Origin of the sequence: Nitrospira sp. BLG_1, from assembly GCF_047338595.1 — a bacterium.
Lineage (GTDB): Bacteria > Nitrospirota > Nitrospiria > Nitrospirales > Nitrospiraceae > Nitrospira_D.
In genome coordinates, this window is record NZ_JBLFBO010000015.1 from 22,883 (window position 1) to 45,183 (window position 22,301).

The 22,301-nt window shown below is 55.5% G+C and carries 18 protein-coding genes; 12 read left to right on the forward strand and 6 right to left on the reverse strand.

The features are described 5' to 3' along the window. Window positions 1-2 precede the first annotated feature (2 nt). Window positions 3-383, forward strand: coding sequence for a Na-translocating system protein MpsC family protein (locus ACMTNU_RS12785; protein WP_413935644.1), 381 nt, complete (start codon window positions 3-5; stop codon window positions 381-383). A gap of 378 nt (window positions 384-761) precedes the next feature. Here ACMTNU_RS12785 and ACMTNU_RS12790 read toward each other — a convergent pair whose 3' ends face one another. From ACMTNU_RS12790 to ACMTNU_RS12810, 5 genes are all read right to left on the reverse strand, one after another. Beyond that, window positions 762-1,091 (reverse strand): P-II family nitrogen regulator, encoded by a 330-nt coding sequence (locus ACMTNU_RS12790; RefSeq protein WP_413935645.1) that lies wholly within the window; start codon window positions 1,089-1,091, stop codon window positions 762-764. Then, window positions 1,015-4,305, reverse strand: coding sequence for a DUF2309 domain-containing protein (locus ACMTNU_RS12795; protein ID WP_413935677.1), 3,291 nt, complete (start codon window positions 4,303-4,305; stop codon window positions 1,015-1,017). Before ACMTNU_RS12795 ends, ACMTNU_RS12790 begins: the two co-directional genes overlap by 77 nt. 22 nt (window positions 4,306-4,327) lie before the next feature. Then, window positions 4,328-6,016 (reverse strand): NADH-quinone oxidoreductase subunit L, encoded by a 1,689-nt coding sequence (locus tag ACMTNU_RS12800; RefSeq protein WP_413935647.1) that lies wholly within the window; start codon window positions 6,014-6,016, stop codon window positions 4,328-4,330. 548 nt (window positions 6,017-6,564) lie between these two features. Beyond that, window positions 6,565-8,550, reverse strand: coding sequence for a hypothetical protein (locus tag ACMTNU_RS12805; protein WP_413935648.1), 1,986 nt, complete (start codon window positions 8,548-8,550; stop codon window positions 6,565-6,567). A gap of 215 nt (window positions 8,551-8,765) precedes the next feature. Then, the gene (locus tag ACMTNU_RS12810) at window positions 8,766-9,650 is read right to left on the reverse strand and encodes a DUF72 domain-containing protein (RefSeq protein ID WP_413935649.1); all 885 of its coding nucleotides are present in this window, start codon (window positions 9,648-9,650) and stop codon (window positions 8,766-8,768) included. A 390-nt stretch (window positions 9,651-10,040) separates the two neighbouring features. Here ACMTNU_RS12810 and ACMTNU_RS12815 point away from each other — a divergent pair, with 390 nt between their 5' ends. From ACMTNU_RS12815 to ACMTNU_RS12865, 11 genes are all read left to right on the forward strand, one after another. Continuing rightward, the gene (locus ACMTNU_RS12815; protein WP_413935678.1) at window positions 10,041-11,396 is read left to right on the forward strand and encodes a Na(+)-translocating NADH-quinone reductase subunit A; all 1,356 of its coding nucleotides are present in this window, start codon (window positions 10,041-10,043) and stop codon (window positions 11,394-11,396) included. Next, window positions 11,396-12,610, forward strand: coding sequence for an NADH:ubiquinone reductase (Na(+)-transporting) subunit B (locus ACMTNU_RS12820; protein WP_413935650.1), 1,215 nt, complete (start codon window positions 11,396-11,398; stop codon window positions 12,608-12,610). Before ACMTNU_RS12815 ends, ACMTNU_RS12820 begins: the two co-directional genes overlap by 1 nt. Next, a complete protein-coding gene (locus ACMTNU_RS12825) occupies window positions 12,597-13,406 on the forward strand; it encodes a Na(+)-translocating NADH-quinone reductase subunit C (RefSeq protein WP_413935651.1) in 810 nt (269 codons plus the stop codon). Before ACMTNU_RS12820 ends, ACMTNU_RS12825 begins: the two co-directional genes overlap by 14 nt. Window positions 13,407-13,411: 5 nt before the next feature. Further along, complete coding sequence (locus ACMTNU_RS12830; protein ID WP_413935653.1) at window positions 13,412-14,077, forward strand: NADH:ubiquinone reductase (Na(+)-transporting) subunit D; 666 nt, start codon at window positions 13,412-13,414, stop codon at window positions 14,075-14,077. Further along, complete coding sequence (nqrE, locus tag ACMTNU_RS12835; RefSeq protein WP_413935654.1) at window positions 14,077-14,682, forward strand: NADH:ubiquinone reductase (Na(+)-transporting) subunit E; 606 nt, start codon at window positions 14,077-14,079, stop codon at window positions 14,680-14,682. The genes ACMTNU_RS12830 and nqrE overlap by 1 nt, the downstream gene beginning before the upstream one ends. 22 nt (window positions 14,683-14,704) lie before the next feature. After that, on the forward strand, window positions 14,705-15,925 hold the full coding sequence (gene nqrF, locus ACMTNU_RS12840; protein WP_413935655.1) for an NADH:ubiquinone reductase (Na(+)-transporting) subunit F: 1,221 nt from the start codon (window positions 14,705-14,707) through the stop codon (window positions 15,923-15,925). 6 nt (window positions 15,926-15,931) lie between these two features. Continuing rightward, window positions 15,932-16,987: an FAD:protein FMN transferase gene (locus ACMTNU_RS12845; protein WP_413935657.1), complete on the forward strand. Its 1,056-nt coding sequence runs from the start codon at window positions 15,932-15,934 to the stop codon at window positions 16,985-16,987. Further along, window positions 16,984-17,184, forward strand: coding sequence for a (Na+)-NQR maturation NqrM (gene nqrM, locus ACMTNU_RS12850; protein WP_413935658.1), 201 nt, complete (start codon window positions 16,984-16,986; stop codon window positions 17,182-17,184). Before ACMTNU_RS12845 ends, nqrM begins: the two co-directional genes overlap by 4 nt. A 193-nt stretch (window positions 17,185-17,377) precedes the next feature. Further along, window positions 17,378-17,809 carry a universal stress protein gene (locus ACMTNU_RS12855; RefSeq protein ID WP_413935659.1) on the forward strand — a complete coding sequence of 144 codons (432 nt, stop codon included), beginning with the start codon at window positions 17,378-17,380 and terminating at the stop codon, window positions 17,807-17,809. A gap of 500 nt (window positions 17,810-18,309) precedes the next feature. Continuing rightward, window positions 18,310-19,698: a citrate transporter gene (locus tag ACMTNU_RS12860; protein ID WP_413935660.1), complete on the forward strand. Its 1,389-nt coding sequence runs from the start codon at window positions 18,310-18,312 to the stop codon at window positions 19,696-19,698. A gap of 324 nt (window positions 19,699-20,022) precedes the next feature. Next, complete coding sequence (locus ACMTNU_RS12865; RefSeq protein WP_413935661.1) at window positions 20,023-21,252, forward strand: ATP-binding protein; 1,230 nt, start codon at window positions 20,023-20,025, stop codon at window positions 21,250-21,252. 472 nt (window positions 21,253-21,724) lie between these two features. On the opposite strand, the gene ACMTNU_RS12870 is transcribed toward ACMTNU_RS12865, so the two are convergent. Then, on the reverse strand, window positions 21,725-22,069 hold the full coding sequence (locus tag ACMTNU_RS12870; protein ID WP_413935662.1) for a DUF2294 domain-containing protein: 345 nt from the start codon (window positions 22,067-22,069) through the stop codon (window positions 21,725-21,727). Window positions 22,070-22,301 lie beyond the last annotated feature (232 nt).

Consider the following 22,301-nt stretch of genomic DNA (forward strand, 5'->3'; position numbering starts at 1 on the left):
GAATGGCCGGAGTCCTCACCAATAAGGCTGAAATCGAATATGCGGTCATGCTCGCGGTCCTCGATTTTCAAACCGAGTTCGTGAAGTCCAACTATTTGCACGTGCGGGTTAACGTGTTCGATGATCTCATCTATGTGACATCAACAAGAAGTGTGTCTATTCCTGCGGAGAAGGAGCTCGCACGCTCACCGGAGGGTCTGGAGCTGTTGCGTCGATTTTACCGCGCCATGTTTGATTCTTGTCAGCACGTACTTCGAGCACGCATTGAACAGGCCATCGGCGAAAAAGTTCAAAACATTGTGACAGACCTCGATCCGAAAGCTGGTCTGAGCACTGTCGTTATTAAATTGTTCGCACCTATGAATCTATCGTCTCCACACTGATTCGTCTCATCATGGCAGATGGTATCTGAGTCGCAACGATTGAGTACATAGTTGTTCTCTCGTGTTTTGAGCCCCTTCTCAATTCAAAAATATTGCGCGTCAGACGTCACCTCCTGATGGGGAATGTCCTACTCTTGGCCACAGGGACTTCTCAGATTGGCCCGGCCAGTTTAGCTACGTCTGCAGGCGTTTTGGATCGGAGTCCAAGGCCTCTACGAAATCTTCGACCGTCTTTGAGACTTATCCATAATCTGAGTTTGGAAAGAATATCAGGGTCTGGTGGATTCTGCTGAACCTGGAGAAGACCTCGGATTGGCAAGCCCTCCGTTACATGCGGCATGAGAAAACTAATGTGGAATCAGTGGGCCCGATCACTCCCTATTTGGGAATAAAGTGCTCTCGTCGGCTGACTGCCACATCGCTCACAAACATGGCACCGGAATGCCGATGGAAAAGTGGACCCAGCCCGGCCAAGATAGGCTCAACCTTGCTGTCAGGCACAACGGTAAACACTATCACTTGGCTGCTGGTGTCATCAAAGACCAGATGCCCCTCGTGAAAGCCATCATGGCCCTTACCGGATACGTTGTTGATGATGGTATAGCCGGTGGCGCCGGTTCGATCTAAGAGCTCAGTGACAAATTTCAAATGTTCGCCCTGCACCACGATCTTGATTTCCTTCATCGGGTGTAATGTCAGTCCAGTCATGCCTGCTACCTCCTTGCTGCTGATTTTCCTTCGTCCATCCCCTGACACGATCCGACCGATAGCATTGCCGATCGGTCGGATCGAACGCGACCAGGGTAATCCACCCCAAGCTGATTAATTGCTCTAAGAGTGGATGCTTCTTGATCACACGATCAATTCGATCCCGTGGCCCTTCGATCACAGCCAATAACCTCATCGGCTCATGATAGGGAACAGCCCCGTTCAGGACGGTTTGAGCTGGAAGCCCAAGCCTGAGATCGCTCCACACTCCGGTCATGACTCCGATACGACCCACAACATTGTGGTAGATCTTACTACCGCTTCCATAGACCTCGTTATCGACCGACGAGAAGTAGTGCTCCATATTAATCCACTGGGCGACTACCAAAGGAGCGGTCATGATTGATTCAAGGATTTTTCCCGACGCATCTTGTCGATAGTCATACGAATGGAGAAATGAGCGCCCTTCAAGATTCAGCTGTTGCGTCCAGATCCGACGTCCGATCACCATCAAACTATTTTTCGACAGTCCCCACTCAGGTCTCACCTCAGCCCAATCCTCACTCCTCCGTTTGGCTGATTGCCGCGCCGAACGAGGATCATGTGACATATCCGGTGTCAGGGCTTGGGCCCGTTCCAGCGATGCCTGTTCTCCGGTTCGATGGAGATCAAGCACTAATCGGTCAAGATCTTTGCGGTGAGTGGCAGGAACATCTTCCAGATCGACAATGCGTACACTATCCGTCGTCGTGTCGTGCTCCGCGGCGAAAAAGTGTGTATCCGCAGGAATTGTGATGCCGCGATTGTTCAGTAGCTGGCGAACAGTCAGTTTGTTGGCCATCGCCGCGATCGCACGCGCATTCGGCAATCCGTGATTCCCCCCACAGGCACCACAATCTAGCGCTGCTTCATAGGGATTATTTTGGGATGTACTCCCATGCGCACAGAACAACACAACACGCGCGAAACTGGAGGTGAGTCCCATGAGACGTAAGGCGGCCTCAACAAGGTAGGCTTGTTCTCCCACAGAAAATCCAGTGTGTGTGAGACGATCTAAGGAAGCGGAGACTCCCCTTGGACTGATACGATAGCGATTTCGTAATTCCTGGTAGAATGCAGCCTCGGTTTCAGCTGTCAGGTTGAGACCCTCGGCAATCTCCCTATGATTACTTTCAGTATCGCCCATCGCCGCTTGCCTAATCTTCTCAAGTAAGGTCGTCGAAAGCGCAGTGCCGCTTACAGAAAAGTGTTGGCGAACTACCTCCCGGATAATGGCTCGCTGTTCCGTTGCAACCATTTCCTCGGCCTCCTCCCGTTGCAGGGCCTCTACCGTCAGAGTGGTGGCTAGGGATGGCATGACGATTCGTTGCAACCAACGTTTGACCTTGGCATACCAGGTTGGGAAGAGCGTCTTTCCCAGGAGAGGGACAGCAAAAAACCAGCCAATCGCTTCCACCATGACATAGGGTGTCACCACATTTCCCTTGAGATCATGTAGTAATTCCGTGGCAGTGCGGCCCAGCTCTTCAGCGTGCTTGCGCTCCTCCACCCTAAGGCCCTGGTAACTGCGTGGAACCTCACGGACTCGATTTTTCGGCTTAAGCAGGACAGGGCAATGTGTCACCAGTTGGCTGGAGCCAAAGGGCTGATAGTCCAATGGAACACCAAAGAATCCCGCAAGACCAAATGTTTCATATCCACCCAAGTGCTCCAGGTTCCGACGAAAGACTTCCGCCCGCACATCGATGCAAAACACGACCTGGGCCAAGGCTCGCAATGGATGAGCAACAGATTCCGGCTCCTCCTGACCGAGGTTGAGCGTCAACTTGTAGAGAACACGTCTTCTATACCCCCGCTCAAACGCACTCAACCATGTCGAAGCCTGAAAAGCCGACGAGCAGCCTTCCAGCCATTCCCATAAGGTCTGAAGATCTGCGTTCGTAGTCGTGTCGATCGCCGCTGGATCGGAGTCAAGAGCCTTCGCCAGGTGTACGAGTTGTAAGGCTAGACTTTGGGGGCGTTGCTTCCGCTGGAATGTCTGCCGATGGGCCTCATGTTGAAGGCCGAGTTCTTCCCAACTGGAATGCGCATGCCGAGTCTTCGATTGCAACTGCTCACGAACTCGTTGCCGAAATGGGGCACAAACCTGCCCATCAACATAAGCACGACGGAGAGAATAGGCATGTGGGTGTGTTTCGACAAAGCGACGGATCGCCTCATCATGTCCCTCTATCCCCAACACGTCCCGACAGGTCCCCTCCACAAGTTCTCGTTCGTAAAACAACCGGACAGCCAGGTATTTAACAAGATCAGCTGGATAGACCTCCTGATAGGGATGGTCTGTTTGCTGAGATCGCCACTTAAGATAACCGGTCCATCCCGGTAGGGCGGTTAAATGCGACGAAAGATAGGACTCCCACGCATGTTTGGGAATACGCATCTGTGCGAGATGTTCCAGGAGGGCATCCTCAGGACGATCAGGTAACGCAGCGATCTTGACGGCTGCGTCCTGAATGCCGAGTAGACGAAGAGAGAAATCATGGATCGCCAGCGACTTCCACGCCCGGTAAAAGGTCTGTTCCCGCCCCGGCATGCGCCAACTCGCCTCACCCTCATCCAGAAAGGCGCTGCACCACTTCACCATTTCTTGGTTCATGCGCGTCACGAGGTCGGTACCCAGCGTTCCGTCGCACCAAACGCTTAGTGGTTCCCTTGTTTCGGGATCGACATTGTCGGCTAACGCAGGCGTATGACCGAGATCGATGCCCGAGCATACTAAGGATTCGAGCCAGGTGTGCACACGTTCAGAGCTGAATGGATCACTGGATTGATCAACTGACGTACTCGCCTCGGTAAGACCAGAAATCATGATGGCGGTGAGAATATCTTGATGGTTAAATCGCCGGCCGGCAAACGTGATAAATTGGTCGACTACCAACGGCTGTAAGACATCCTGAAGATCATCTCGCGAAATCCTTCCGTTTCGAAAGTGGCGACGGTACTCCTCATGCTTCAGATAACCTCTTCCTCCAAACAAACGTTCCCCACGCTGAACGGCCTGCTCAAATGGTAAGGTCTCAAGTCCATGAAGTGGGTTGTGGTGGATAAACGTCCGCATGGGCCAGTACTGAGCAAGTACGTCGCCCGCCAATTGGACGTACGAGCGAAGCTCCATTCGCTGCGCATCATTGAATCGATCTGTTCCACACTGCATCGTCACAGGATCCGCTCCTCGTTCAGATTCGATAGGACTTCGTGGATCGCGTACGACCCGCAAACGGGTTCAGTGCGCGAAAGAGATCTTCCACATACAGCGCATTGAGGAAGGCCACATACAGTTTCCGATGAAGGTGTTCCAGCCATCTGGGGAACGGCATCTTCATGCCGTGAGCACTGGCGTACAGCACTGCCCAGACAGCCACGATGGCCATTGCGGCAATGACGACGAAGGTCTCGAACAACCCTTGATGCCATGCAGCAGTCTGAAAATACGAGACTGCTTGCCCGGGGACTGGATATAAAAAGTGGGTGAACGATTCTCCAGCCCAGAGATAGGTGAACCCAACAAACACCACCGTCACGACCATCGTGGCGGACACTTTCCATGAAGCCCGGGAACCCAACCGGTACAAGCTGAAAATCGCTTGAGCAGAAGTGACCCATGCGAAGAAAAGGAAAATCATAGTGCCCTGTGTTTCAAAGAGCGGGATATGAATGACACCATGGGCAAGTAACAAAATCACCAGCGGCATCACCAGCGTCAGGAATAACCCGACAACCCACGTTTCACGCGCAAATCCAGCTGTCGTACGTACCGCGTGCAGTGTTGGCATGATGAACTCCGCTCTTGCCTTATGAATATTGGTTCCAGAATTGAGAAACAAAGTTGCCTTGAAGAGCCCATGAGCGCAGAGATGAAAGACGGCTAAGGCAAATGCGCCTAAGCCGCATTCCATGACCATGTACCCCATCTGTCCCATCGTGCTGTAGACTAAGATTCGTTTAATGCTGGACTGTGTCAGCATGGATAAGGCCCCGATCAAAGCCGTGAAGGCACCGATGGCGAAGAGGATATGCAGGGTGGTGGGCGACGACCCATAGAGCGGAGCTAGTCGATTTACGAGAAACCCACCGGCATTGACGATTCCAGCATGCAGCATAGCGGAGACCGGCGTCGGAGCCTCGATTGTGCCTGACAGCCAAATGTGAAACGGAAACTGAGCTGACTTTGTCAGCAGGGAGAGGACAATGATCAGTGTGATAACCGTATTGGCTGAAATCTCCCACCAAGTTCCCACGCCGAGGACTGAGCCAGTCGCACCGCTGTTCCACATCTCATAGAGAATCGTCAAGTCGAGTGAGCCAAATGTCGTGTATATCAATCCAATGCCCACTAGCAATGCCACATCCCCCAACATCTGTACACGTACCGTTGTGTGTCCCGCTTCTTGGGCTGCACGGCTATCTTTGTGAAATGCGAGCAGCGTTTGGAGAAGCCAGGTGACGGCATGCCAAGCGGCGAACAGCCAGAGAAGGTGCCCGCTGGTGACCAGCATCAACAAGACAAAGGTTAAAAGGCTCAAGAGACTGAAGAACCGGACGTAGCCTTGATCGCCCTGCATATATCGACTGGAATAGACGTGGATCACCAGACTGACCCCGGTTACGAGCACCATCATCACACCCGAGAGCCGATCGATGAACAACTGTGGTGCAATAAGATCAGGCAATCCTGTGAGAACGAAATGAAGAGGGGAACCTTGGACTAACGCATAAAGCGAGAATAGTGCCGCTCCTGTTGAAAGACCCATGCTGGCTATTCCGATCCTGGCCACACGCTCCCCAAGGGAAGCCCCCAAAAGCATGATCAGAAAACTTCCCATCAGCGGTGATAAGATCGTGATGAGCGCCGTGGCCAACTGCATAGATCCTCGATTTTTATTTCTAGCAAAATTCTCAGCAAGAACGGTACCCGCAGAAATGTGATGTCCATTGCAATTGAGTCAGGGAAAACTAGAAGCTACTGTGTGTAGGCACACCATACTGTGTATGGATACACATCACGTGCGCAGGCACACTTATAGAGCAACCCGGCAGAAGTACCTTAGTCTGCAGGAGACAGTTATTTTATGAAGAAGCCACGGGAATGCGTGGGCTGTGACATCAAAAAGGCCTGTTGCGTTTCAATTTGGATGAGTTAGGAGACAGAATAGTAGGAGACCAAAGAACTCTATATGAACCCGTGAAATGATGCAGAGTACTCTACTACTCGCCCCCTCTTTGAAAAACCCATCGGCGGTGTAACGATCCGTCACATCATGACAAGCCTTGCCCCAGAAACTGGCCTCAGTACCGTCGTCATTAAATCGCGTACGCCCTTCCCTGAAGCAACGCTCCGCTGAGACGGCATGCCGGAGCCGCCGCCATCTGGATAGACAAAGCTTTCGGGTGTTTGGTGGTGCAACAGTCTAGTTCAGAGCGGTCTTCTCCCAGGATTGGGGGGCACAAACCACCTCGACTCCATACCACCGTAGGACCTATCGACTGAGAAGTGTAGTTTATGCGCCCCTTCAACAACATCCAAAATAATCGTACGTCCGTCTTGCCTCACCCCCTCTTGCGGCAAGAGTATCCAGCCGACCGGGACTTCGAGTGTCATACCGGAGATACGACGGGGTGCATTGATGGATACCGTCCTTCGATCAGCTTTGCCGGCCACGTCTACGTGCAACAAGTTGCGAGCTGACCACCAGTCCCCAAATTCACGCATGGATCCGAACCAGGCCCAGTCTTTGACCGCTTCGTAAAATTGCTTCTCGAACTCCAATTTATGACCGAGTATGTTCGGGTGAATCAGCACCACGACCGTGCCGCCATATCGGGCAATCTGCTTCGCCAACACCAGAGCTTGCGGGATACGTTCTCCCATCGGCGGCAATTCCTCGTCTTCAATGGTGACGGGAAATTCGAAGATCTCGACTTCTGACTCCGACAACCGGTCATAGGTCAGCTGGTACGGCAAGTGCGTCAATGAATTGTTCGCCGTCGCCGCGGAACTATAGCGAAACCCTGTTGCCACCAAAGCTTGCGGCAGGCCGAACGGATTCGAGAGCTCGCCGGGCCGGAATGACACCATCGCACGGCCGCCGCCCAGCCGATCGATGAGAAATTTGCTGACGCGCAGTTCACCAAGAATCGTCGCGCCATAGGCCTTCGAGCGAGTTTTGACGAACGGCCGGTACCCGGGATACTGCTCCTCTCCTGTCCCCATTGGAAAGCTGTTGAACGAGGCGGAGTGTGCAACGGTGTGGCTGGCTAACTCCATACCGAGCTCGGTCAATCTGGCAAGATATCGTACCCCTTGTTCATTGAAAAAGATGTCGTCGTTATAATCCCGAATGTATTTCGCCTGAGTAAAGTAGGTTCCGGTCAGGCCCTTGCTTCGTTCAAACTCCGCATAGCCCACCGCATTCGCCATGGACTGCGTAAAATCGACATCGTGCGTGAACATGACGGAGAGCGACTTCCCGAACGGCACCGTGCCGATCGTTACCGCGTTGGGCTCACCGGCCTGGTACATTCCTTTCAGCAGGCGGAGCCAGACATCCAACGTTGGATCGAATCGATTGTCAAAACTGGTCGTGAACCCATCGGCACGGTTGTTATAGCCTTTCAACAACAAGGCACCGAGATCGATGCCGATGGCATAGGCATGCCCCCTGTCATAGTCCTTTGCTGTCACAGCCACCGACCCGTCAGGATAACTGCCGAGCGCTCCCCTGGCCTGCCTATAGCTGTAGGTCCCGACGGAATTTTCCTGCTTGCCGTTTAGTTGGGTCGCCCATTCAGCTGGGTCGGTCATCCGTTCCATAAGAGGATGCGCACGATTCCAACGGATCTCTTTATTGTGCAATGCCTCCGCCACCTCCGAATAGCCAAAGACTTCCTCGAGTCCCCCACCCAATACCTGAGTGGCAATCAAGGTACCGCCATCACGCGGAACGGCGGCCAACGCGCGAATGGCCTCACGCGAAAATGATGTTCCCGTAATCGTTGGATAGACCAGAATGACCCGATGTTTGAGTGCCTCCTGATAGTCCTGCGTCACAACAAACGGCACTCCGATTGATTTTAGCCCATGCGCCAAGCCCAACCAGTTTGATCGCTCCTCTGTCAGTAACAGGGCTAATCGACTCGGGCCACCGATGACATAGGCCTGAGGGGATGAGAGACTGGAGGGCACGACAACCGTCTTCTCCATCGGTCCCGTGAGCCCTGGGAAGACAAACACGTCTTTTGAATCCAGTGTCGGCGGCTCAACCTCAGTGAACTGGACATGAAACCATCCCACGAGACCCAAGAGGGAGCAGGTAATCGCTCCAAATACCATTGGGCCATAGAGTGGCTTTGTCATTGGTTTGATCAAGAAGAGATGCGGATAGATGATCAACCAAGGCATGTCCTTGGTCGCATTGTCCATCCGGCCATACGAATCACGGACGGATCCTCTGTCTATTTCGGCACGGCCAGGGGAATCTTGAGCCGGAGTTCACCAGGAACGGACAAGCACAGATCACGTAACGTCAGTGCGATGGCAATGAGACGGAGAAACACCACTCATGGAGAAAACAGCGCCAACTGAACAGGCCTCTCACACCCGACTGACCCTGCAACTTACAACATCTCCACGAGCGCTTGAATCGTTTTGGGCGCGTTACCCTCACTCCGATTGTTCACCAACACATAGGTCGGTTTGGCTTGGCTGGTCGATTGCTGAATAAGCGCCACAGTGTCTCTACGCATCTCCGGGAGTTCCGAGACAATTTTGGTATAGGGCGCTGCCCGTTTCTTGGCGTCCGCGTAACTCATTTTGAGCGGCGTGAGCAGGCGGAGAACGGTGAATGGCGCTGTGAACGTCCCCTGCATCCGTTTGTGCTGTTCCGCTAATGCAGGCATGTAGGACCAATGGTTGTACACGTGCGCCACACCGTGCGCTTCCAACACCTTCCGATACTCAGGTCCAAGGAGGCCGGCGTTACGGATTTCGACCGCGTACTTGAACTCGGTCGGAAGCTGGCCAAAGAACGTGTCGAGTCGAGAGGTAAACTCTCCCACGGATAGATCATGACGTTGAAACTCAAATAGAAACGGGCCGGTACCATCCTGGAACTGGGCTTCTCGAAAGGGAGCCAGCACCAGATCTATTAAGAGCTGTGCGTCAAGGAAACGAGGATTCGGCTTGCCGGCCTTCACTCCATACCGTGGATGCTGGGCGAACACCGGCACCGTGATGTCTTCCCAGACCTTGAAACACATCTCCCTGTGCTCAGGCATCTGATCCCGGTAGGCACGAAGCTGCTGGCTCGTCGGTGGCCGGTAGAACGTGGAATCATTGCCGACGGTGCGGAAAAGCGGTGAGCCGTTGCGCAGAAACTGCCAGTACTCGGTCAAACAGTGCTTGGTAAACGTCCCCTTGGGGTAGTCCTTGAGATAGACCTGTCCTTTCCACCCCTCATAGGTCCAAGTCGAGGTACCGAATCTGACGAGTGGGGAAACCATGTCCGGAAGGCAGTGTAGTACTGGGAGGTCAGAGGATCAATGTGAAGTCCTAGCCCTCATCATTCACGACGGTTCGCCACCTAACTGCCGAGGATAGTTTCAAGTTTCAGGTTCCAAGTTTGAGGATCCAAGTTTCTGGACAACCTAAAACATGAACCCTCAAACCCGAAACCGTCGATCCAGACGACCCCAATTGAAGACTTGACAGCACGGTGTCCAAACGGTTGTACTAGGCCCTTTCACTCTGATCATGTACTGCCTCTTTTACGTATGGCCGGGCTCATGATTGACGAAAAGAACAGACTCATCCAGCAGCGAGCACAATACATCAACTCCTAACCATCGCAGTTGATCCATTAGGACAGCGTAACTGTCATCGCATCTGCCATGATGATCAGAATAAAAAAAGGGTTGGATGTGCCGATCAGTGGGAAACCGGAGCAGCTGGTCCAGCTTGCCACACCCGTCCGCCATGTCGGCGTGTTCGGCGTAGATCATGTCGATCTCAAGCCCGCGATGTTGGTCGCTGAGGGGAACAAGGTCAAGCTCGGTCAAGCGCTGTTCGAACACAAGAAGTTACCCGGTGTATGCATCACGGCCCCGGGTGCCGGTACGGTGCGTGCGATCCATCGTGGAGCGCAACGCCTCCTTCAGTCAGTCGTCATCCGGCTTGACGACACCGAAGACGAGGAGACCTTTGCATCCTACCCTGCCGACCAGCTGGCCGGCTTGACCGACACGCAGGTGGTGGAGAATCTCTTGGCATCAGGCCTGTGGGTAGCGTTACGCACGCGTCCCTACAGCAAGATCGCCGACCCGACTACTCGTCCGGCTGCCATCTTCGTGACCGCAATGGACAGCAACCCGCTGGCCGCCAATCCTATTGCCATTATCACCGCAGAGGCTGAAGCATTCGGTCACGGCCTGACAGTGCTGTCGTGCCTTGGCACCATGCCGCTGTGGGTGTGCAAGTCACCTGCGGCTGAACTGCCGGTGCCACAAGGTCTTACCCGCGTACGTCAGGCGAGTTTCGAAGGCCCGCACCCAGCCGGTCTACCGGGGACCCACATCCATTTTCTCGAACCCGTAGACGTCAATAAGGTGGTCTGGCACCTCAACTATCAAGAGGTCATTGCGATCGGCAAGCTGTTTACCAGCGGCCGGTTATGGACCGGTCGTATCGTCGCGCTCGGCGGACCTCAGGTGAAACAGCCACGCCTGTTGCAGACCAGGCTCGGCGTCTGTATCGAAGAGTTGATCGAGGATGAGCTTCATGCCGGTGAGAACCGTGTTATTTCCGGCTCCATCTTGTCGGGGCGTCACGCAGCCGGCTGGTCGTCCTATCTGGGGCGCCATCACCTTCAGATATCCGTGATTCCGGAAGGGGTTGAACGAACGTTCATGGGTTGGTTCACGCCCGGACGGAGAACCTTCTCTCAGAGTAACGTCATGCTGTCGAGCCTCTTTCGTTACCGCAAGGAAGAGTTTGGGATGACCACCGGGCTGAACGGAGGTCATCGCGCCATGGTGCCCTTCGGGAACTTCGAAGATATCATGCCGCTGGACATCCTCCCGACGCAATTACTGCGCTACCTGATGGTGGGCGACACCGACATGGCGCAACAACTGGGCTGCATGGAATTGGACGAAGAAGACCTCGCCCTCTGCTCCTTCGTGTGCGTCGGCAAGAACGACTATGGCCCGGTGCTGCGGAACGTGCTGAACCAGATTGAGAAAGAAGGCTGATGGCAGATATGAAACGCTATCTCGATCATCTCCGGCCTCTGTTTGCCAAGGGCGGCAAGTATGAGAAGTACTATCCCGTGTTCGAGATGGTCGATGGGTTTTTCTATTCCTCTCCCGAAACCACGCACCACGCGCCGCATGTGCGGGACGGCATCGATCTGAAACGATTGATGGTGTACGTGGTGGTGGCGCTGATTCCTTGTATCCTGTGGAGCTGGTTCAACACCGGCTATCAGGCCAATCTGGCACTCGCAAAAATGGGGGTGGCCAAGACCGGCTGGCGGTACGATCTCCTGGCGGCTCTCCATATCGGGTTTGATGCCGGCAGTATTCTGGCCAATATGGTCCATGGCTTCCTGTATTTTCTGCCGATCTATCTGGTGACTTTAATCGTCGGTGGTGTCTGGGAAACGGTCTTCTCCACGGTGCGTCAGAAAGAGATCAATGAAGGCTTTCTGGTCACCTCTATGCTCTTCACGCTGACGCTGCCCCCCGATATGCCGCTCTGGATGGTGGCCATCGGAATTACCTTCGGTGTGGTCCTGGGCAAAGAGATTTTCGGCGGGACCGGTAAGAACTTTCTCAATCCCGCCCTGACCGCGCGGGCCTGTCTGTTTTTCTCCTATCCCGCCGAAATGTCCGGTGACCGCGTGTGGGTAGCCGTCGATGGCTATTCCGGTGCGACCGCGCTCAGCCTTGGGAAAGTGGGCGGCGTCGACGAGATCATCAAGGGAGGCTTGACCTGGTGGGATGCCTTTATCGGTTTGATGCCGGGTTCCATGGGGGAGACGTCCACCCTCGCCTGTCTGCTTGGTGCAGCGTTCCTGATCTATACGGGGGTCGGGTCCTGGCGCATTATTGTCGGGTGCTTTGTCGGAATGGTCGGTGCCTCGCTCCTCTTCAATATGATCGGCAGCGAGACCAATCCGATGGTGGCGATGCCCTGGTACTGGCATCTGGTGCTGGGCGGATTTGCCTTCGGCGCAGTCTTCATGGCCACCGACCCGGTGTCCGCCGCCATGACGAGTGCCGGGCGCTGGGTGTTCGGCATTCTGATCGGGGCCATGAGCGTGCTGATCCGCGTGGCGAATCCCGCGTTTCCGGAAGGTGTGATGCTCACGATTTTGTTCGCCAACGTGTTTGCGCCCCTCATCGATTATGCGGTCGTCCAGCTCAATATCCGACGGAGGCTCCGCCGCCATGTCCGCGCCTGAATCAGATTCCACTGTATCCGCTGCGCCGGTTGAGAGTGCGCGCAGGACGCTACTGGTGACGCTGGTCCTCTGTCTGGTCTGCTCCGTGGTGGTGGCCGGTGCGGCGGTGCTCCTTCGACCGATTCAGGAAACGAATCAGAAGGCCGACCTCATACGGAATGTGATTGCGGTCTCCGGCCTCCTCAAGGAGGGGCTGACGGAAGAACAGGCGCTCAAGCGAATTGACGCCCACATGATTGAGCTGGCGACCGGTGACGAGGTGAAGGGGATCGATCCTGACACCTTTAATATCGTCAAGGCCGGAAAGGATCCCGAGATCTCCACCGAACTCACCCGCCGAGAGGATGTGGCGGGGATCAGGCGGGAACCACGCTATCTGCCGGTCTATCGGATCGTCGACGCCAACGGTGAGTTCAAGAAACTGATTCTGCCGGTCTACGGCTACGGGCTCTGGTCCACGATGTACGGATTTCTCGCATTGGAGGAGGATCTGCGAACGGTGCAGGGCCTCCGCTTCTATCAGCATGCCGAAACCCCGGGGCTCGGAGGAGAGATCGACAATCCCAAGTGGCGCGCCCAATGGACGGGCAAAGTCCTCTTCGACGAGAACTGGAAGGTTCAGATTGAGGTGACGAAGGTCGCGGTTGACAGTTCCTCTCCCGAAGGTCACCATCAGGTTGACGCCCTTGCCGGCGCCACCATCACCTCGCGAGGGGTGGAGAATACGCTGAAGTTCTGGCTGAGCGACAAAGGGTACGGGCCGTATCTGTCCCGTTTGCGACAGGAAAGGAGCTAACGCTCATGTCGTACCAACACAAAAAGATCATTTTCGAACCGATTGTCGATAATAACCCGGTCATCCTCCAGGTCCTCGGGATTTGCTCGGCACTAGCCGTGACATCGAAACTCTCGACGACCATCACGATGTGCATCGCGCTGACCGTCGTCACCGCCTTCTCCAATGCCGCCATCAGTCTGGTCCGCAATCATACCCCGAGCAGCATCCGCATCATCGTTCAAATGACCATTATTTCGTCGCTGGTCATCGTCACCGATCAGTTCATCAAAGCCTATGCGTTCAGCATCAGCAAGGACCTGTCGGTCTTTGTCGGATTGATTATCACCAATTGTATCGTCATGGGGCGCGCGGAAGCCTATGCGATGAAACACCCCCCGTTCCCCAGCTTCCTCGATGGCCTTGGCAACGGCCTCGGCTATAGCGCGCTCTTGATGGTCGTCGGAGTCATACGCGAGCTCTTTGGCTCGGGTTCCTTGTTCGGATATCCGATCCTCCCGCTTGATCGAGACGGCGGATGGTATGTGCCGAACGGCTTGTTGCTCCTGCCTCCGAGTGCGTTCTTTTTGATCGGCATGATCATTTGGGTGGTGCGCTCCTGGAAACCGGCACAAGTGGAGCAACCTGAATACAAGATCTATCACGCGCCTCGACCGGAGGTGGCCTCATAATGGACCTCGTCAATCTGTTCATCAAAGCAGTCTTCGTCGAGAATCTGGCGCTGACGTTTTTCCTCGGCATGTGCACGTTCCTCGCCGTCTCGAAAAAAATCGGCACCGCGCTCGGACTCGGTATCGCGGTGATCGTCGTCCAAAGCCTGACCATCCCGATCAATAATCTGATCTACCAATTTCTGATAAAGGATCGCGCGCTGGCATGGGCGGGGCTCCCTGAGATCAGTCTGGATTTCCTTGGGCTCATCACCTACATCAGCGTCATTGCGGCGGTCGTCCAGGTCCTGGAAATGTTTCTCGATCGATATGTCCCGTCACTGTACAACTCGCTGGGGATCTTTTTGCCGCTGATTACCGTCAACTGTGCCATTCTTGGAGGCTGCCTGTTTATGGTCGAACGGGACTATAACTTCAGCGAGAGCGTCACTTACGGGGTGGCCTCAGGTGTCGGGTGGGCGCTCGCGATCGTCGCGATGGCGGGCGTGCGAGAGAAGCTCAAGTATTCCGACATCCCCGAAGGGTTGCAGGGACTGGGCGTCACGTTCATCACTGCGGGATTGATGGCCCTGGGGTTCATGGCCTTTTCAGGAATCCAACTCTAGAGTCTGAGATAAGAGACTGCATATGATCGAGATCCTCCTAGGAGTCGGTGTCTTCACCGGGTTCGTCCTCCTTCTGGCCGTCTTCATTCTGAGTGCGCGCTCGAAACTCGTGGCCAGCGGCAATGTCACGATCACAATCAACGACAAGAAATCCATCGAGACGCCGATCGGAGGAAAACTGCTCGGTGCGCTGGGCGACGCCAAGATTTTTATCAGTTCGGCCTGCGGTGGCGGCGGGACGTGCGGCGTGTGCCGGGTCAAGGTCTTCGAAGGAGGTGGGGTCATTCTGCCGACCGAAACCTCGCATATCAACAAGCGTGAGGCGCGCGAGGGCTACCGTCTCTCCTGTCAGGTGGCGGTCAAGCAGAACATGAAGATCGAAGTTCCGGATGAGGTCTTCGGGGTCAAGAAATGGGAATGTACCGTGCGCTCCAACCACAATGTGGCCACCTTCATCAAAGAACTGGTCCTGGAGCTTCCACAGGATGAATATGTCGATTTCCGTGCCGGAGGATACATCCAGATTTTTTGCCCTCCCTATGAGCATTCGTTTAAGAATTTTGACATCGAAGAACGGTTTCGCAGCGACTGGGACCGGCTGAATCTCTGGGACCTTGTGTCCAAGGTCAATGAGCCCCTCGAGCGTGCCTACTCCATGGCCAATTACCCGGAAGAACGTGGCATCATTATGCTCAATATCCGCATCGCCACGCCTCCCCCGCGCACACAAAACCTGCCTCCGGGTAAAATGTCGTCCTACCTGTTTGGACTGAAACCGGGTGACAAGGTCACCATCTCCGGGCCGTTCGGCGAGTTCTTCGCGCGTGACACCAACAACGAAATGGTGTTCATCGGCGGTGGCGCAGGAATGGCGCCCATGCGGTCGCACATTTTCGATCAGCTGGGTCGCCTCAAGACCACACGCAAGATGTCCTTTTGGTATGGGGCTCGATCGAAGCGCGAGATGTTCTATGTCGACGATTTCAACAAGCTGGCCGCCGAGCACGACAACTTCACATGGCATGTTGCCCTGTCCGACGCGCTCCCGGAAGACGCCTGGACCGGCTACACCGGATTTATCCATAACGTGCTCCATAATGAATATCTCAAGACTCATCCGGCGCCCGAAGACTGTGAGTACTATCTCTGCGGACCGCCGATGATGAATGCCGCCGTGATCAAGATGCTGTTGGACCTGGGCGTCGAGCGGGACAATATCATGCTCGATGACTTCGGAGGATGACCATCCATGCCTCCCGCCATTGCGCGACCCCGTGCGTTGGTTGCCTTGATCGTTCTGCTGGCGGCCGGTACCGGCTTCAGCCTGCTACGCTCTGAGCCGCCTCCCGCAGAACTGCACATGAGTGGTCACACCATGGGGACCACCTATAACGTCAAATACCGCCCCACCCCGAATACTCCGACAGTGAAGAACCTCCAGATCGAAGTGGACACCTTGCTGGCCGAGATTAATCACACCATGTCTACCTATGACCCGGAGTCGGAACTGTCACGCTTTAACCGTCTGCAGACTACCGAATGGGTTCCTGCATCCGCGTCGCTCCGTGACGTGCTCAAAGCCGCGATCGAGATCGGCGCCCAGAGTGACGGGGCGTTCGACATCACGGTCGGCCCCTTGGTCAATCTCTGGGGCTTCGGCCCGGACGTTCATCCGGACCGCATCCCGCCAGAGAGCGACATTGCCGCCGCCCGTGCGCGCAGCGGACTTGATAAAATTGCACTCAGTGATAGCCAACCAGCGATACGCAAACACCGCTCTGATGTCTTCCTGGATCTTTCCGGAATCGCCAAGGGCTACGGGGTGGACCGGGTGGCTGAACTCATGACCGCGCACGGTATTGAACATTATATGGTAGAGATCGGTGGTGAGATTCGCGTCCGTGGGCTCAAGGAGCAGGATACACCGTGGAGGATCGCGATTGAGAAACCGTTGTCGAGTGAACGCTCTGTGCACACAATGCTGGCGCTCAGCGACATCGCCCTCGCGACCTCAGGCAATTATCGAAACTTTTTTGAAATCGCCGGGCGACGCTATTCCCATACCATCGATCCGAACACCGGCTGGCCGATCGACAATCATCTGGTATCGGTGACGGTGCTGGCAGAGACCAGCATGCGAGCGGATGGCTGGGCCACGGCATTTCAGGTGTTGGGGCCTGAGCGTGGTATGGCCATCGCTGAACAGCTCAACCTTCCCGTCCTGTTTGTGATCGAACGTGATGGACAGTTTGAAGAGCGCGTCTGCTGTGCATTCCAACAGTACCGGAAACAGGAGCTGTCATGACCATTTTCCTGGTCTCGTTCCTTGTCATGGTTGTTGCAATCCTGGCTATGGCAGTGGGTGTCCTGGTCGGGCGTCGTCCGATCGGCGGCAGTTGCGGTGGTCTTGAACGCCTTGGTCTAGAGTGCGACGCCGGCTGCGACAAGCCCTGCCCTGAACGTCTTGCCCGTATGCAGTCTTCCAGTAAGGAAGCGTTGTAAGAACGCCTAGACACGCAAACTTCTTTCATCTTCAGACCCCATTCTTTGCATCCTTGCCTGATTCCCGTTCTGATCTGTCGGGGGTTCATGGAGCCGCGTCATCGGTGAATTTATGCGCTGGCTACTTGAGTCTGCGAGAGATAAGATGCGTTGAGCCTGTAGAAGTAGTCCAACCGGTCTGATAGAGGATGTTATGTCTCACACCATATTGGTTCCAGTCGACGGTTCGGAGAGCGCGATGCGTGCACTCCATCTTGCCGTTGAGCGAGCACGCGAAAAACCACAAGGTCGTGTGCATCTCGTGACGGTGCACTCCCCGCTCCGCGTGTACGGTGAAATCCAGGTCTATGTGGGCGAGAAGAAAGCAGCGGACATGGCCGCGCAGTATAACCGCGAGATTCTCGAACCGGCGGAGCACGTGCTGCGCTCCTCGGGTGTAGCGTTCGCAAGCAGTACGGCGGAAGGCGATGCCGCTGAACAGATTGTGGAGTGCGCCAAGACGGTTGGGGCCGGCGAAATTATCATGGGATCGCGTGGACTCGGACGTATTGCTGGGCTCGTGATGGGATCGGTTACCACCAAGGTCATCCATTTGACCCAGATTCCCGTCACGCTGGTCAAATGACTCCTGGTTTTGACTCAACATCTCAAGCCAACCGCGCTCATTGAATCGCCAGCCTACTTATGGCCATACTCCTTCTTGCATCACCAGTGAAGCGCAGGCATAAACCTCACCGAGTTGCCTTCGACTCATGCTCCGTAGAAAGTTTGCCTTGCTTTTCACTCAGCTCCCTGTGTAGCTTCTGGCTTCGTTCGGGTTTCCGGTGGATCTAGATCTACCTGTTGTCACTCCGAACCATGACCTCTAGTCCATATTATCCAAGACGATTTGTGACGAAACCGTCTTGGATAGTTTCTGGTTCAAAGTTTCAGGTTTCAAGTCTCAAGTTTGAGGCTCCAAGTTTCCGGACAACCTGAAACATGAAACCTCAAACTCGAAACGGTCGATCGAGACGCTTCACAACCGACGAACGACGGATATTGTCCCAGCGGCATATCGTCGGCTGCAGCAGTTGCGTTCATTAAGAGTGTGGGCTCGGATCAACGCGAAGCAGAGGGAGCGTCATGCGGCTTGAGGAGCAGAAGAGTCCATCGTCCCGCAACGACATCGGTCTGTGGCTAAGCATCGCCGTAGCCGCGTTCGCGTTATGGCTCATCCCCTCATTTGCGCTCGCGGCGACTGACCCACCCACCGCATTCGGCATCCCGTTCGACTTCATCTTGTTCGCCCTCACGCTGCTCGGTGTGGCACTGTTCCACCACCACACGCTGCAGGTGGCACTCACCGGACTCGCCACAATTGCCTTCTACAAATTGGCGTTCACCGGGTTCAGGGCCGGCGATGGTCTGCCAGGCTTGGTCGGCCACCTGGCCCATGAGTGGGTGATTCTGTCCAATCTGCTGTGTCTCTTGTTGGGCTTTGCGCTGTTGTCCAAGCATTTCGAGGAGAGCCATGTCCCTGCCGTCCTGCCCAAGTACCTGCCTGGGCAAGCGAAGGGGGCGTTTACGCTGCTCGCGATGGTGTTCGTGCTGTCCTCGTTTCTCGACAACATCGCCGCAGCGCTCATCGGGGGCACCATGGCACACACCGTTTTTCGCGGTAAGGTCCACATCGGATACCTCGCCGCAATCGTTGCCGCCTCCAATGCGGGTGGGTCTGGCAGCGTAGTGGGTGACACCACGACCACGATGATGTGGATCGACGGCGTAAGCCCGGCTGACGTCTTCCACGCCTACGTTGCCGCGGTGGTCGCACTGGTCCTGTTCGGCATTCCGGCCGCGTTGCAGCAGAACAAATATTCGCCGTTGAGGGCCTATGAGCCTGGTGGCGCGCATGTGGACTGGGGCCGTGTCGGTATCGTGGCGTTCATTTTGGTGACGGCGATTTCCACCAACGTGTACATCAATTTGGTCCACGCCGAGATCGCTGATCATTTCCCATTCATCGGGGTTGCTGTTGCACTGTCGATCCTGGTCTCGGCGCCGTTACGCAAACCCGATTGGGGTTTGTTACCCGACGCGACCAAAGGGACGATTTTTCTGCTCGCTCTGGTCACCTGCGCCTCAATGATGCCGGTGGAAAAGTTGCCGCTTGCATCCTGGCAGTCAGCCATGGGACTCGGGTTCATCTCCGCGGTATTCGACAACATTCCGCTCACCGCTCTCGCGCTCAAACAAGGCGGCTATGACTGGGGCATGCTCGCGTACACCGTTGGGTTCGGCGGCTCGATGATCTGGTTCGGCTCGTCCGCCGGCGTGGCACTGTCTAACATGTATCCGGATGCGAAGAACGTCGGTCGCTGGGTGTATCACGGATGGCATGTCGCGGTGGCGTACGTTATCAGCTTCTTGGTGCTGCTCGCGGTCATGGGCTGGCACCCTACTCCCAAACGTGGCGATCCGCCGGTCACCACGCCTTCTGTTTCACAACCAGCCGAGACGCCAGCACACTAGCCCGCTTGATTCATGGTGGTTTAGGGCGAAACCATCTGGACGAGCATCTCGTGAAACGTCGCACGTGAAGCGTATCTCGTTCGGGATTAAGGCGCTTCACACTTCACGAACGACGAGTGACGCATATTGTCTTAACAGCGGATCGGCGATTGCAGCAGAAGCGTAATGGATACTGCGGCTAGCTGTATCATTCAACGGTTTTTGCACCCGATCAGGACCTCCACCACCGGCATCCAACTATAGAATTAGATGCAGATGCCCGCTGAATCCTGTTTTCGCGATGGTTTGCTTGCAAATTCACCACAAAGAGGTGAATATATCTCCATGATCAAGCGAACTATTGAGCATGCGGTCCACTCGGCCATGGCCGACACGCCGGTTGTGCTCCTGAACGGCGCTCGGCAAACAGGGAAAACCACGCTGGCCAGAGTGATGGCTGAGAAAACCGGGGCAGAATACTTCACCCTGGATGATGCGGCCACGCTCGCCTTGGCTGCGAGTGATCCGGTGGGGTTCATCCGCAACCTGCAAGGCCCGGTCGTCCTCGACGAAATCCAGAAGGCCCCGGATCTCTTCCCGGCGATCAAAGTCACCGTGGACAAGAACCGCACACCCGGTCGCTTTCTGCTGACGGGATCGGCTAACGTCTTGACCTTGCCACGGTTATCCGAATCACTGGCCGGACGGATGGAGATCATTCCGCTCTTCCCGTTTTCATCGGGTGAGCTTGCCGGCACACGGGAGCGATTCGTGACCCGTCTGTTTGACGGCACCATCGCCAAAACCAAGTTCACCGCAACAACACAGGATCTTGCAGCCAGATTAACGCGAGGCGGATACCCGGAAGCCGTCGAGCGTACCGACGACGATCGCCGGTCGGCGTGGTTTGCGTCCTACATTTCCACCATTCTCCAACGGGACGTGCGCGATCTGGCCCGGGTGGATGCGCTGCACCAGCTACCCAACCTGCTCAAACTGCTTGCTGCTCGCACAGCCGGGTTGGCGAATCTCGCCGATATCGGCAGGGATGCCGGACTCCCGCACACAACCTTGACCCGCTATCTCACCCTGCTGGAAACAGTGTTTCTCGTGCATCGCCTCCCGGCCTGGTCAACAAACATGGGCAAGCGCCTGGTCAAGGCCCCCAAACTGCATCTGGTCGACACCGGCCTGGCCTGCCATCTGATCGGTGCACAGGCGCGACGACTCCACGACGATCGTGCGTTATTGGGACGGATGCTGGAAACCTTCGTCGTGGGTGAACTGCGCAAACAGCTGTCTTGGATTGCTCCACACGCCTCGCTCTACCATTTCCGCTCCGTCGGCGGGTCGGAGGTGGATGTGGTGCTGGAACAAACCGACGGCTCAGTGGCCGGTGTCGAAGTCAAAGCGAGCGCGACCGTGACAGCCTCTGACTTTGTCGCCTTACAAGCGCTACGCGATCAACTCGGTAAACGGTTCCGCACCGGTCTCGTGCTCTACCTGGGTGATCGCGTCATCCCATTCGGCGAGAAACTCTGGCTCGTGCCGGTCCCCGCCCTATGGGCGCCCTAACCGGGTAGGAGTAGCATACTCACCTACATCTGCATGACGCACCTTTACAAGCCCTCCCGTAGCCTCTGCGCTTCTTCGACATCCTCCGTCATCAAATCGGGCTGATGCCGCATCATTCTCCCGGACTCACGTGAGTCCCCATCATGGAGGCACACTAACCAGCTTGATTCATGACGGTTCGTGGTGAACTCGCCCGGAGTAGTTTTAAGTTCCACGTTTCAGGTACCAAGTTTTCGGACAACCTAAAACATGAAACCTCGAACTTGAAACCGCTGACCGAGATGCTTCACCGTTCGGCAAGCTCACGGCCCTGAGTCTATTGAAGGGCGAACGACGATCGACGCACATTGTCGCAACAGCGGATCGGCGATTGCAGCAGAAGCGTGATGGATACTGCGACCTAGAACTACTAATCCTTCGTTAACGAAGGGATCATGCAATGGAGCCGAAGCTGCCGCCATCCGGCGGCCTGCTACCTCGTCCCATATTGGATCTCCCGATCCGTCGTAAAGACCAGGACCCGCTCGCCGAGCTGCACGTCGATATCGGTAAAGAGCCCGAGCACCTTCGCCCCGGTGATTTCACCGACTTGCTCACAGAGCTTGTCCCTGCCCTGTGCGATCAAGTTCTGTCGAAGTTGCTTGACCATCTCAACCCCCTCCACCGTTTTGGCAAGCTGACGTTCGGCCGGTGTCAAGACGCCTTTCAGTCGGACGACCACAAGATCGCGGGCGACGAGTGCTCGTACTTCATCCGGCCCACGGCCCATGAATTCTTGCTCAAACCTGATGACGGCATTGCGTATTGAGTTTTCCATAGCCCCCTCTCCCGTGATTATAAGAGCGCAAGTAGCAGGCGAACAAGTACCGACGTAGGACTTTCGCCTCTATCACGGGGCTCGCGTGGAGTCTTTCGGTCCCGCAGGGACGAAGTGAAGACCTGCGCGACCATTTCGAGCTTGACGCTATACGTTGCCCCATATTATTCATGAAGCCGCATTATCGGTGGCACGCAGTGTTGCCTCTCCACAAGATTGCTTGCGGACGGGC